This window comes from Streptomyces sp. ActVer (genome assembly GCF_027270795.1).
GTDB lineage: Bacteria > Actinomycetota > Actinomycetes > Streptomycetales > Streptomycetaceae > Streptomyces > Streptomyces umbrinus_A.
The window spans coordinates 23856-36839 of the sequence record NZ_JAPWHT010000048.1; the positions used below are offsets into that span (position 1 = coordinate 23856).

7 protein-coding genes and 5 pseudogenes are annotated in these 12984 nt (G+C 68.3%); 6 read left to right on the forward strand and 6 right to left on the reverse strand.

From position 1 onward, the window contains the following. Positions 1–25: 25 nt before the first annotated feature. Positions 26–1797, forward strand: a pseudogene (locus tag O3Q52_RS11000) (IS481 family transposase). A 965-nt stretch (positions 1798–2762) separates the two neighbouring features. After that, on the forward strand, positions 2763–3122 hold the full coding sequence (locus O3Q52_RS11005) for a DUF2637 domain-containing protein (protein WP_266588550.1): 360 nt from the start codon (positions 2763–2765) through the stop codon (positions 3120–3122). Here O3Q52_RS11005 and O3Q52_RS11010 read toward each other — a convergent pair. Together O3Q52_RS11010 and O3Q52_RS11015 are read right to left on the reverse strand one after the other, a co-directional pair. Further along, positions 3112–3294, reverse strand: a pseudogene (locus O3Q52_RS11010) (hypothetical protein); the annotation flags it as partial. The gene O3Q52_RS11005 and the pseudogene O3Q52_RS11010 overlap by 11 nt on opposite strands. 118 nt (positions 3295–3412) lie before the next feature. Next, positions 3413–4039: a TetR/AcrR family transcriptional regulator gene (locus tag O3Q52_RS11015; RefSeq protein ID WP_266586694.1), complete on the reverse strand. Its 627-nt coding sequence runs from the start codon at positions 4037–4039 to the stop codon at positions 3413–3415. A gap of 962 nt (positions 4040–5001) precedes the next feature. Here O3Q52_RS11015 and O3Q52_RS11020 point away from each other — a divergent pair. The 3 genes and pseudogenes from O3Q52_RS11020 (at position 5002) to istB (ending at position 7859) form a co-directional block, all read left to right on the forward strand. Further along, positions 5002–6522 carry an MFS transporter gene (locus tag O3Q52_RS11020; protein WP_266586696.1) on the forward strand — a complete coding sequence of 507 codons (1521 nt, stop codon included), beginning with the start codon at positions 5002–5004 and terminating at the stop codon, positions 6520–6522. Between the two features lie 65 nt (positions 6523–6587). Continuing rightward, positions 6588–6938: pseudogene (locus tag O3Q52_RS11025) on the forward strand (collagen binding domain-containing protein); the annotation flags it as partial. A gap of 126 nt (positions 6939–7064) precedes the next feature. After that, positions 7065–7859 (forward strand): annotated as a pseudogene (gene istB / locus O3Q52_RS11030) (IS21-like element helper ATPase IstB). A gap of 363 nt (positions 7860–8222) precedes the next feature. On the opposite strand, the gene O3Q52_RS11035 reads toward istB, so the two are convergent. Then, complete coding sequence (locus tag O3Q52_RS11035) at positions 8223–8636, reverse strand: limonene-1,2-epoxide hydrolase family protein (RefSeq protein WP_266531529.1); 414 nt, start codon at positions 8634–8636, stop codon at positions 8223–8225. Between the two features lie 32 nt (positions 8637–8668). On the opposite strand from O3Q52_RS11035, the gene O3Q52_RS11040 reads away from it, so the two are divergent. Then, positions 8669–9301 (forward strand): TetR/AcrR family transcriptional regulator, encoded by a 633-nt coding sequence (locus O3Q52_RS11040; RefSeq protein WP_269648610.1) that lies wholly within the window; start codon positions 8669–8671, stop codon positions 9299–9301. Between the two features lie 234 nt (positions 9302–9535). Here the strand turns inward: O3Q52_RS11040 and O3Q52_RS11045 are convergent. The 3 genes and pseudogenes from O3Q52_RS11045 to O3Q52_RS11055 all read right to left on the reverse strand — a co-directional run. Next, positions 9536–9919, reverse strand: a pseudogene (locus O3Q52_RS11045) (DDE-type integrase/transposase/recombinase); the annotation flags it as partial. Between the two features lie 266 nt (positions 9920–10185). Then, complete coding sequence (locus O3Q52_RS11050; RefSeq protein WP_269648611.1) at positions 10186–12396, reverse strand: MMPL family transporter; 2211 nt, start codon at positions 12394–12396, stop codon at positions 10186–10188. 13 nt (positions 12397–12409) lie between these two features. Continuing rightward, the gene (locus O3Q52_RS11055; RefSeq protein WP_269648612.1) at positions 12410–12877 is read right to left on the reverse strand and encodes a methylglyoxal synthase; all 468 of its coding nucleotides are present in this window, start codon (positions 12875–12877) and stop codon (positions 12410–12412) included. Positions 12878–12984 lie beyond the last annotated feature (107 nt).

Sequence of the window (12984 nt, forward strand, 5' to 3'; positions counted from 1 at the left end):
GGAGCCGGTGGACGACCGGCGGTGGATGGCCGAGCACCGGTACCGGGCGGTGCTCCAAGTGCTGGACGGGGCCCCGGTCGCGCAGGTGGCCCGGCAGTTCGGTGCGTCGCGGCAGTCGGTGTACACCTGGGTCGAGCGGTACCACGTCGGCGGGCTGGACGCTCTGGTGGACAAGTCGCGCCGACCGCACGTCTCGCCGCACCAGGTGCCCGCCGAGGTCGAGGCACTGGTCTGTGAACTGCGCCGCTCCTATCCACGGTGGGGCGCTCGCCGGATCGTCCACGAGCTGGGCCAGCGTGGTCTGGTGCCGGTGCCCGGCCGGTCCACGGTGCACCGGATCCTTACCCGACAGGGGCTGATCAACCACCAGGAGCAGAACCACCGCCGCGTCTACCGCCGCTGGCAGCGCGACGCTCCGATGCAGTTGTGGCAGCTGGACATCATGGGCGGGGTGTTCCTGGCTGGCGGGCGCGAGTGCAAGCTGGTCACCGGCATCGATGACCACTCCCGGTTTATCGTGATCGCCAAGGTGGTCGCCGAGCCGTCCAGCCGCGCGGTGTGCACCGCCTTCGCCGAGGCCATGACCACCTACGGGGTGCCGTCGGAGGTGTTGACCGACAACGGCAAGCAGTTCACCGGCCGCTTCACCAAGCCGGTCCCGGCCGAGGTCCTCTTCGAGCGGATCTGCCGGGAGAACGGCATCACCGCCCGGCTGACCAAACCCCGATCACCGACCACCACCGGGAAGATCGAGAGGTTCCATAAGTCCCTGCGGCGTGAACTGCTCGATCATGTCGGTCTGTTCGCGGACCAGGCAACAGCCCAGGCTGCCATCGACGCCTGGGTGCATGGCTACAACCACAGCCGGCCGCACCAGGCACTCGACATGGCCGTGCCCGCCGCCAGGTTCCGCCCTGCGGCCAAGGACCCGCAGCAGGACCGGCACGAGGTCCACCTGCCCGAGCCGCAGGACAAGACCACGCCTGCGACGGGCTGCTGGCGCCGCAGCTGCCCGCGCCGCTGCCCTCACCGCGGCTGCCCGTCGACGAATCCCACATCAGGGCAGTGGAGTTCGAGGCGCTCATCTCGCCGATCGGCAGGCTGTGTCTGCCCTCCGGCCAGCAGCTGAAGTTCCCCGCCGCGCTGGGCGGACGCACCGCCACCGTCTGGGCTGATGAGCGCAGCATCCACGTCTTCATCGACGGCGAACTCGCCCGCACCCGCACCTCCCAGTTCACCGCTGCCGACCTGAAGGCGCTGGTGCAGCGCGGCGGGCGGATTGCCGGCCTCGAACCAGCGACGCCCGCCCTGCCCGACGGGCCGCAGGCCCCGCTCGTGGTCGAGGTCGATCGGCTGGTCGGCCGGGACGGCGACGTCGGCCTCGGCGGGCAGCGCGTCAAGCTCGCGGCCCAGCTCGCCGGACAGCAGGTCACCCTGCGGTTCGACGGCCAGCTGATGCATGTCATCGCCGACGGCCGCGTGGTCAAGACGCTGCCCGCGCCCATCCCACCGGAGCAACGAGCGCAGATCAGCGGAGTCCGCAGCCCGCGCACGGCGATCATCCCTCCTTCGGCGCAGGCCCTGCGGGCTCAGCGCAAAGTGCCGGTGGACGGCGTGGTGATGGTCGGCGGCCAGCGCCTGCGGATCGGTCGGGCTCACGCCGGGAAAGCCGTGACCATCCTCATCGAGGACACCGTCTTCCGCGTCCTGGACGGTGACGTCGAACTGTCCACCCATGCCCGCACCAGCGACAAGCCGATCAGGCAGTTCAAGGCGGTCGCGCGCACGAGGAAGTAGCGACTGTCCAGCATCTACCGGTGACGTCCAGCGTCTCCTGGGACCAAACTGTCCAAGATCTCGCGGGACCTCACACCGTCAGCGACAGCCGGTCTGCTGAAGCCGACGGGACCCCGTTCACGTCGCGCGCGGGGTGCTGTGTGGTCGGCGTTTCTGCTGGGGATCGCGGTCTCGCTAGCGGCGAACGTCGCGGCGGCACCAGCTCTGAAGTGGAAGCCCGTGCTGGTGGCCGGGTGACCGCCGGTCGCGCTGCTGCTGTCGGTGGAGCTTCTGGTGCACCGCCCGATCGATCGACTGATCGGAGAAGCCGGGCCGGAACGAGTGGACGGTGGTGAACCGAACGGCGATGATCCCTTGCTCGCTCAGGCTCGGACGATCGATGCCAGGCATCGGCGTCTGCATCAGCGACCCGTCTCGGCCGAGACCTTGCGGAAGGAACTGCGGGTCGGTTCGAGTCGGTCGAGGCGGTTGGCCACGCTTGTGCGGGACAGCCGTGGCGAGAGCCGCGGTGCTGACGAGCTTCGTGATCCGGTGAACGGACAGAACTGACGGCAAGCGAGTGAGTTGCGTAGATATCTTGCCAGAACTGGATAGCAGGGTTCCGCTTTGACGGCGCTTGAACGAGCGCGCGATATGGGCCCCCTCCTGGTCTCGGCGGTGCTACGGGAACCGTCACGCACAGCAGCGCCGCGAACGCTGCACCCATTTGATCAGACTGCGCAGGTTCGAGCCCCCGGCTGGGCACCGACAGCATCTGTACGGCCCCGTACCGGCCGTGAGCTGGTTCTTTCCGGCACGGTCGCGGTGCCGCGGGTGCGTCGGCGTCGTCGTAGGGGTGGTTCCCGGTGACCGGCCCGAGGGAAACGCCACGCGGTGCGTCTGTGAGTGTCCGTGATGCTCCTCCGAGTGGCGCTGGTGCGGGTATCCGGGCTGAGGTGTGGGTGCGGCGTGGTTGTGCGTTGGTGGTGGCGTCGGTGGCCGGGTACGCCTCGTATGTGCATCAGCGGGAGTTCGCCCTGCAGGGCGGGGCTGACGCAGTGAGCGCAACGTTGTGGCCGTTGTCGGTTGACGGCCTCTTGTTGCTGGCGACTGTGGGGCTGCTGAACTCGTCCCGGAGCGCGGGGCGTCGGGCGCGGACGGTGGTGTGGCTGGCGTTCCTCCTCGGGATCGCGGTGTCGTTGGCAGCGAATGTGGCGGCTGCTCCGGCGCTCGCGTGGCGGCCGATGTTGGTGGCGGGCTGGCCTCCGGTGGGTGAGTGGCGGTTCCGTTGTCGGCGAAGACGTCGACGCCGGTGCTGGAGGGGTCGGGGAAGATCTGGTGGGTGAGGACGTCCTGCTGGCCTGAGGCGTTCTCTGCGTAGACCTCGACGGAGGACGCGTCGGCCAGGATGTGCAGGCTGGGGGCTTGCCGTCGAGTGCGGCGGGGCGCGCTCGGTGCTGGAGAAGCTGGGGTCGAAGTCGGTCGTACCCGAGGCGGTGCGGTCCAGGTAGACCTCACTCGTCACCAGATGGCCGGTCGTATCGGAGGTGAAGCAGACTCATCGCGCCGCGAGACGGCCGAGGCAAGCCCGCACCCCGGCACCTCGCCGACGGCCCTCTGTCGTGGCATGGGGAGATCAGGCTTCCGGTCCCTGTGCGTAGGCAGCAGACCCGGGGAACTCCCGTGCCGGGGGAGGGGGCAGGGGGGTCGGCGAGATGCGCAGCCCATCGACGACCAGGGCGAGGTAGCGCCTGCGGCCCGCGCCGTCGGGATCGCCTAGACGCACCGTGGCCAGAACCATGACGATGACCGCCGCCAGGTCACGAATCTCCAGCTCCGGTCGCACCACCCCCGCCTCGACGGCACGTCGTAGCAGCCGTTCAAGGGAGCGCAGGTAGCGGTGCACGCTTTCGACATCGAACGCGTCGGACTCCCGGGCAAGGGAGAGGATGACCTGCCGTTGAGCCAGTACATCGATGCTGGCCCCGAGCACGTCGACGAGATCTCGCCACGGATCTTCGGTGTGCGCCGCCGCCATGGGCTGGATCTCCGTGGTGAGAACGTGGTCCAGGATGGCTCGGACCAGCTCGTCGCGAGCGCGAAAACGCCGGTAGACCGTCATCACACTTACCTCCGCGCGCCGAGCGATCTCCTCGAGGGTCACCTCCGGCCCGATCTCCTCGAACGCCTGGACCGCGACACCGACGATCCGCTGGTAGTTACGAGCCGCATCAGCCCTCAAGGTCCGTCCCTGCGTCGCCATGACTGCACAGTAGTACGCGCTGCCGGGCCGTCGGCCGTCCACAACCTGGCCGTCAGGCCACGTGCGGCGACGTCAAGCCGTACACCGCCAGTGCGGCGGCACCTCCGGTGCTTTCGTTGTGACCCGTTCCCTGGGTTGTGACCATCATGAAAATAAGTGAAAGCCAACTAACACTTATCGCCAGAGCGGTGCTACGGTCCAGGTGTGATGAGCAACCTCTTCCAGATCACAGACAAGGTCGCCGTGGCAACCGGGTCCGGCCGGTCATTGGCGCCGCGACGGTGGTGGCACTCGCCGAAGCGGGCGCCGACGGGGTCATCGCTTCGCGCACCGAGGAGGATCTGACCACGGTGGCCGCGCCCTTCATGCAGGAAACCGGGGGCGGAGCGATCGCCCACAGCGCGACGATCCTCTCCCTCGCCTCACCCGCGAATTCCCAGGTCACCGGCGAGATCATCGAAGTCGACGGGGGAGTCAACTTCCGCCCGTCGGCCTTTGGCCGTCGGGTCTGTAAAGCACCCCATGGGACGACGGGCCGGCCGAATGGGGGTGCGCGCTCGGTGTTCTCGCAGGACGTGCCGGGTCGCCTCCGCCGCATCAGTGGTGACATCACCGTGTTGCGTCCGGCCACGGAGAGCGCATGCTCACGGGCAGCCGGAGCGGCACACTCCGCGGCAGCCTTTTCGGGGGGCGTACGAAATAGCTCGATCTGCGACGGCGAGGCGCACCCGGGGCGCCGTACAGCCGTGCCTGCTCCGCCGGCGACGTGGCGGGAGGGGTGCGCCGGGAGACCGCGGTCTCGTCGGCGAAGGCCTCGACCGTCAGGGTCTCGCGGACGCGCTCAACTCAAGGTGCCCGGCCGCTTGTGCAGCGCTTGACGGGCTGCCCGCTTTCTGACGAATGAACGATCGCACGACGTCCCCTCCATCCCTGTTACCGATCGCCCCTACGGAGGCTCGACCATGCCCCATTCCCGTCCCCGAACCGTCGATGACGGAAGGGCCACAGCACCGCGCCCCCAGGCCGTGGTGGCGGCCCTGGCCTTCGGCGGAATCGTGTTCTCGCTGATGCAGTCCCTGGTCATCCCCATCATCCCGGACCTTCCGAAGCAGCTGGGAACCTCGCCGTCGAACGCTTCCTGGGCCATCACCGCCACCCTGCTCGCGGGCGCCGTCGCCACCCCCGTGATGGGCCGGCTGGGAGACATGGTCGGCAAGCGCCGTATGCTTCTGGTCAGCCTGGTCATGCTGGTGACCGGCTCGGTCATCGCCGCACTCAGCGACTCACTGACACCAATGATCGTCGGACGGGTGCTGCAGGGAATGGCTGCCGGCGTCATCCCGCTCGGCATCAGCATCATGCGTGACGAGCTGCCCCCGGAGCGGCTCAGCTCCGCCACCGCACTGATGAGCGCATCCCTGGGCGTGGGCGGTGCCCTCGGCCTGCCCGCCGCCGCGGCCATCGCCGACAACTTCGACTGGCACACGCTGTTCTGGGCCTCCGCCGGCGCCGGCGCCCTCGCCACCGTCCTGGTACTGGCGCTCGTACCGGAGTCGCAGGTGCGCACTGGCGGACGCTTCGACGTCGTCGGCGCCATCGGCATGGCGGCCGGCCTGGTCTGCCTGCTCCTTGCCATCTCCAAGGGCGCCGACTGGGGCTGGACCAGCGGCACCACCCTCGGCCTGTTCGCCGCGGCCGTCGTGGTGCTGCTGTTGTGGGGCTTGTTCGAACTGCGCGTCAAGGAACCGCTGGTGGACCTGCGCACCGCCGCGCGCCGTCAGGTGCTGTTCACCAACGTCGCCTCGATCGCCGTTGGGTTCGGCATGTTCACGATAATGCTTGTCGTGCCGCAGCTCCTGCAGCTGCCCACTGCGACCGGCTACGGTCTGGGCAGGTCGCTGCTCACCGCCGGCCTGGTCCTGGCGCCGATGGGCCTGGTGATGATGGCCGCGGCTCCGGTGTCCGCCCTCCTCTCCAAGGCCCGGGGCCCGAAGACGACCCTGATGACCGGCGCTCTGATCGTGGCCGCCGGCTACGGCCTGAACATCGTCCTCATGGACGAGGTCTGGCAGTTCATTTTGGCGTCCTGCATCGTCGGCGCCGGCATCGGCTTCACCTTCGGCGCCATGCCTGCCCTCATCATGGGCGCGGTCCCCGCGTCCGAGACGGGTGCCGCGAACAGCCTCAACACCCTCATGCGGTCTATCGGCACGTCGTCCGCCAGCGCGGTCGCCGCCGTGATCCTCTCCCAGATGACGACGACGGTCGGCTCCGTCTCCCTGCCGTCGGAGAACGGCTTCAAGACGGTCATGGCCGTCGGCGCCGGCGCCGGCCTCCTCGCGTGCGTCCTCGCCTCCTTCATCCCGCGCCACCGCCCCGCCACCGCCAGGGCGGTGGACACTGCAGCCGAGTCGGCCATACCGACCGCGATCCCGGACAGGGCCGCCGTACCGGCCACCGGGGCCAACACCATGGAGAAGTAGTGGGTCACCGTTTCCCGTCCGCCGCCCAGCGGATGCCGGTGCCCTCCACCGCCGCGGCCGTTGCCGGAGGGCTACCGGACGGTGGACGCGCCCGAGGCGCGGGGAAGACGCCCCTGGCCGGAGCCTCGATGACGCTGATCCCGCTCGCAGGACGTCAGGTGGGCCGCTCCGTCACCCGCGCCGACGGCTCGTACGGCGTGGACGCGCCCGGCGCCGGATCCTACGTCCTCATCGCGTCCGCAGACGGATACCAGCCGCAGGCCACGACAGTGGCCGTGGGCGACGAGCCGGTTGCGTTCGACATCCTGCTCAGCGGTACCAGCGGGCTGACCGGGGTGGTGCGCTCCGCCGACAGCGGGGCCCCGGTCGCCGACGCCGCAGTCATCGTGACCGACGTGCGCGGGGACGTCCTGGCCAACCGAACGCCGCCTGGCCGCACTGCCGCCCGACTCACGTCCGCTGCCGTCGGTGGCCGCCTACGACCAACTCCTGCGTCACACTCGGCCGTCAGCCGGGCGTCCCACCAGTTAAGGAGCCCCGCCATGAGCGTCACCCGTCACCGCGGCCTGACCGAACAGGCTGCTGATGCCGCCATCGATGCCGCCTGCCGCAACCTGCGGCTGCCCACGATGCGCGGCCAGTTCTCCGAGCTCGCCGACGCCGCGGTCCGCGATCAGATGACCTACCGCGGGTTCCTGGCCGAGCTGCTGATGGCCGAGTGTGACGACCGCAACCGCCGCCGTTGCGAGCGCCGGATCAAAGCCGCGGACTTCCCCCGCGAGAAGGCACTGCGCACCTTCGAGTTCGACGCGAACCACGCCATCGACCCAGCTGCATCCACACCCTGGCCTCGTGCGACTGGGTCCGCAAAGGGCTGCCCCTGTGTCTGATCGGCGACAGCGGCACCGGCAAGTCACACCTGCTGATCTCGCTGGGCACCGAGGCCGCGATGGCCGGCTTCCGGGTCAAGCACGTCCCGGCCACCAAGCTCGTCAACGAGCTCGTCGAGGCCGCCGACGAGAAACTGCTGACCGAGACGATCGCCCGCTACGGACGAGTCGATCTTCTCTGTATTGACGAGCTGGGCCTACATGGAGCTGGACCGGCGCGGCGCCGAGCTGCTGTTCCAGGTTCTGACCGAGCGCGAGGAAAAGAACAGCGTGGCGATCGCCTCCAACGAGTCGTTCTCCTCCTGGACCAAGACGTTCACCGACCCGAGGCTCTGCGCGGCCATCGTGGACCGCCTCACCTTCGGCGGCAACATCATCGAGACCGGCAGCGACTCCTACCGACTCGCCCACACCAAAGCCCGCCAGCAGGCCGCTGCCGTCTCCTGACGGCACCGGGCCCTTCCTTCCCAGGCGCCGATCACACCGACCGGAGGACGGGTCAACGTGGAGAGCCCGCAGGTGTCGGCGTACACCTGCAGGAGAAGAACAACTCCCCTCGCCGGGCAGGCAGGCTCCAGGATGACGCGCGCAGAAGCGGAACGGTCACGCTGGCATGGTGGCCGGTTCGGTTGTCATCCCGTCGCCCGATCTGGTGGCTATCACGCCGCCCTGGGACCGCAAGCTTGGCGAATTCGGCCGGCGGATCGGAAATGGGTTGCGGTCCCAGCACGGCGTGACCGAGGCGCCATCAGGCGACGGGATGACAGCCAAACCTCGACGGGCGCACAGAAGGGCGGCGCGGCCCCTGGATCAGGACGATTGCGGGACCAGGGCGCTGTAGTCCTCGCCGGTGTTCATCTTGACGAGGAGCGCAGTGTCGAAGTAGTCGGTCCACCGGCTGATCTTGCCGCCAGTGATAACGAAGGTGCCCATCACCGGAACCCCGTGCTTGATACCGTCCGGTGTACGGATCATGTCGACCCGCTCGGTGAGCACGACATCACCGTCCCCAGCCAGGTTGACCATCCGGTACTCATAGCTGTCTGGGAACGCCGTCATCTGCTGAGCCAGGTTCTCTACGATGGCGTCGACGCCGACCGCCGGCGGCATACCGACGTTGTGGTACACGGCGTCGGCAGTGAAGAAACGGCGCAGGACCTCCGCGTCACGTTTGACCATCAGGTCGCAGAACTCGCTCACCAGCGCTGTATTGGTGCTCATCATGTCCTCCGAATCAGTCAACATACAATCTGTATGTGGACCATACTGAGGGCATGTCGAACGAGCAACCCCCCACCCGGGCCTCCGCGATCGCGCAGCGGTCAGAGGCCACCCGCGCGGCCCTACTCGAGGCGGCCAGGCGCCTGTTCGTGACCAAGGGCTACTTCAACACCGGGACCGAGGAGATCGTGGCCGAAGCGGGGGTCGGGACGAGGGGTGCGCTCTACCACCACTTCAACGGCAAGAAGGCGCTCTTCCACGCGGTATTCGAAGCCGTCGAGACCGAGCTCATGACCGCCGCCTCAGGCGCAGACCAGATCGGCAGCGCCGCCGAACAGCTCAGATCCGGGCTGATCGGATTCCTCGACGCTGCCGCCAGCCACCGTGACGTGCAGCAGATCCTCCTCATCGACGGACCCGCCGTCCTCGGCTGGCAACAATGGCGCACCCTGGAGGAAAAGTACGGACTCGGCGCCATCCGCACCCTCCTCGAACGCGCCGTCACCGAAGGCACCATCGCCCCACAACCCCTCGACGCGCTCGCCCACATCCTGCTCGCAGCACTCGACGAGGCGGCCCTCTACATCGCCAACGCCCCCGACCCCGACACAGCCAAAGAGGAATCCGCCACCGCCATGGAACGACTCCTCCGCGGCATCAGCGCATAACCCCAGACGCGATCTCATCACCCGGTCCAACCGGGGACGCTTCCAGCGATCGAGCGCACCCACTCCCTGTACCACATTCGTGCAACACGACACCGGCGAAGCACGACAGGCGACGATCATTGACGAACACGTCGACCGCAGCTCAGAAGCCATAGCCCGGCACTGTCAATTTGTGTGGGTGATGGGGTAGTTGGGGCAGGCTGGGGTGGTCTCGTGTGGCCGGTGTTGTGCCCGTCAGGCATTCGCGGGGGCGCAGCCGGTGACGGTGCGCCAGATGGTGAAACGGTGGGTCATTTCGGTGCGGTAGTCACGGGCTGTGAGCAGGTGGCGGCGAGGGCGGAAGTGGGCTGAGATGCCGCTGAAAGCGGACAGGAATCTCTGGGCGTGCCCTGGTGAGGTGAAGCGCCGCATGGCGCGTTCCCGCTGCCTCGTTGGCTGGTGACTGTTCTCGGCCCGGTTGTTGAGGTACTTCGACTGACGGTGCTCGGCCGAGGGCATGACCTGGCGGTGGGCGGCGCCGTAGGAGCGCAGTTTGTCGGTCACGATCACCCGGGGCACGTACTCGTACTCCTTGAGCAGACGGCGGAAGAACCGCTTGGCCTTCACGGCCGAGGTGCGGGCGTTGTGCAGGACTCGCAGTCCCTCGGCGGCGCCGGCGTGGATCTTGGGTATGACGCCCGCGCGTCCGGAGGCGACTGCCTCGGCGGCGGCATAGGCGCAGGGGCGTGGGAGTGGTGCGACCGGGCGGGGCGCGGCACGGGGGCGCCGTCACCTCGGGCAGAGATTCATACGGCCTATGGCCTTCTGGTGGGGCGTCCCGGCTCATGATCTCCGGGACGCCCCACCACGGGTGCCTGTTCCGCCTTGTGGCGCAGGGGCGGGCTTCAGGAACGCGCGGACGGCTCGGGTTCGGGGGCCGGGCTGTCCTGTGCGGAGGCCGGGAAGGGTTCGTCGGGTGGGTCGACCGAGAGGTGGGGCATCCTGCGGTCCAGCCAGGCCGGGAGCCACCAGTTGGCCTTGCCGAACAGGTGCATGGATGCCGGGACCAGGATGGTGCGCAGGACGAAGGCGTCCAGGGCGACCGCGGCGGACAGGCCGATGCCGAACTCCGCGATCGTGCGCTGGCCGCCGAAGACGAAGGCGATGAAGACGCAGACCATGATGGCGGAGGCAGCGGTGATGACCCGCGCCGTCTCCACCTGGCCGACGCGCACCGAGCGGGCGTTGTCCTTGGTGTGCACCCACTCCTCATGCATTCGGCTGACCAGGAACACCTGGTAGTCCATGGACAGTCCGAACAGGATGGAGATCATCATCACGGGGAGGAAGGCTTCTATCGGACCTGCCCTGCCGAGTCCCAGGGCTTCCGAGCCCCAGCCCCACTGGAACACCGCGATCAGGATGCCGAAGGAGGCTCCGGCGGCCAGCAGGTTCATCACCCCCGCGACGACCGGGATCAGCAGACTGCGGAAGGCGAGCATGAGCAGCAGCCCGCCGAGGATGACGATCACCACGATGAACAGCGGCAGCTTGCCGGTGAGTACCGTCGCGAAGTCGTTGAACATCGCGGTCGGTCCGCCGACGTAGACCTTGAGGGCGGTGCCCTTCTCGGCTGTGGGGATCACCTCGTCACGTAGGCGGTCGATCAGGTCGGAGGTCTCCTTGTCCTGGGGGGAGGCGGTGGGGAAGACCTGGACGATGCCCACCGTGGAGCCGGGCCGGATGGGCATCGCGGTGACGCTCGCGACGCCTTCGACGTTCTCCAGCCGGGCGGACAGTTTCGTCAGGGCGGCCTTGTCCGCGGCCGAGGGGACCTGGGCGACGAGCTGCAGTGGCCCGTTGAAGCCGGGGCCGAATCCGTCGGCCAGCAGGTCGTAGGCCTTGCGGGTGGTGGTGGACGCCGGGTTGTTGCCCGCGTCCGACGACCCCAGGCGCAGGGAGAAGACGGGGAGGGTGAGGGCGACCATCACCACCAGCGCGACCAGGGACAGCACACGGGGGCGCCGCTCGACCACAGCGGCCCAGCGGACCCAGGGGCCGGATGTGGCGTTCTCGGGCAGTGGCTCGCCGGCTGCCAGCCTGCGCCGCGCCCGCCGGCCGAGAACCCGCATGCCGAGCAGTCCCAGCAGGGCCGGAAGGAGGGTCACCGCGGCGAGGACGGTCAGCGCCACCGTCAGCGCCGAAGCCACGGCGACTCCGTTGAGGAATTCGGTCTGCAGGACGAACATGCCCAGCAGGGCGATGCAAACGGTGCCGCCGGCGAAGAGTACGGCACGTCCCGAGGTGTTCACCGCCCTGACCAGGGATTCCTGGACGTCGAGCCCGGACTGCAGGCCCTTGCGGTGCCGGGTGACGATGAACAGGGCGTAGTCGATGCCCACACCCAGGCCGATGAGGGTGGACAGGGTCGGGGCGATCTCACCGATGGTCATCCCATGACTGAGCAGGCCCGTGGCGAGGATGGCGGTGCCGACCCCGGCTGTCGCGGTCAGGATCGGCAACAGCATGGCGAACAGCGAGCCGAAGGCGATGAAGAGCACCACGGCGGCCGCCAACACGCCGATGAGTTCACTGGTGGCCGGCGGTGCCTGCTCGGTGCTCTTGATCGCCTGGCCGCCCAGTTCGACCTGCAGGCCGTCGGTCCTGGCCGCATCAGCGGTGTCGATCACCCGCTGGACGTCCGCATCGTCGAGGTCCTGCTGGACCTTGGCGAAGTTCACCTGGGCGTAGGCGGTGCGGCCGTCCTTGCTGATCTGGGCCGAGCCCTGCGCACTGTAGGGGCTGGTGACACCGCTGATCTCGGGCAGCTTGGCGATCTTGTCCAGGGTGTCGGTCATCCGCTCCCTCGTCGCGCTGTCGCGGACGGAGCCGGAGTCGACATGCCAGACCACGGTGTCCGTGTCGCCGGCCTGAGCGGGGAAGGACGATCTCAACAGGTTCAGGGCCTTGTTGGACTCGCTGTTCGGCAGTGAGAAGCTGTTGTTGTAGGCGCTTCCGGCGCTCTGCGAAGCGGCAACGAGTCCGCCGAGCAGGCCGAGCCAGAGCAGCACGACGACGACCCGGTGTTGGTAGCACCAGCGTGCGAGAGTAGACAATGGGGCTCCACGTTCAGGGGTGGGTGGTTCGGTAGGTGCCGAGGCGCTCTCGCCGAGAGCCGGGTCCGGTGACCGGATCATCATGATTTTGCAATCGCCCTGGCTGCGGCATCCGCGAGGGGAACCGCGAGTCGGCAAGAGCATGTGTCGTGGCCGGGTTTGTGGCGGTGGGAACGTCGTACAGGGTCGCGAGGCGCAGCAGTGCATACACGTCGTGAGCGTGCGGGTGGACTCCCAGCGGGTCCCAGAAGAACACCAGGCAGGTCACCTGTCCGGTGCTGACCAGCGCGCCGATCTGCTGGTCTCCACCCAACGGCCCCGACTCGACCGAGTCGACGGGTAACCCCGTCGACTCGGTCACAACGCGCGCCGTACTACGTGTGGCTACCAATCGCTTCCCCATGAGCCAGGCGTGTTGCGCCTGGGCCCATTTGGCCAGTTCATGTTTCTTCGCATCGTGTGCAATGAGAGCTATCACCATGGGTGGCGTGGCCGTGTTCGCCGCGGGTAAGCCGGAGGTGTTCACCGGGTGCCGCCGGGGGCGGTGTGGACGATCTCGGCCTGGTCGCGTTTGGTGTACGCGTCCCA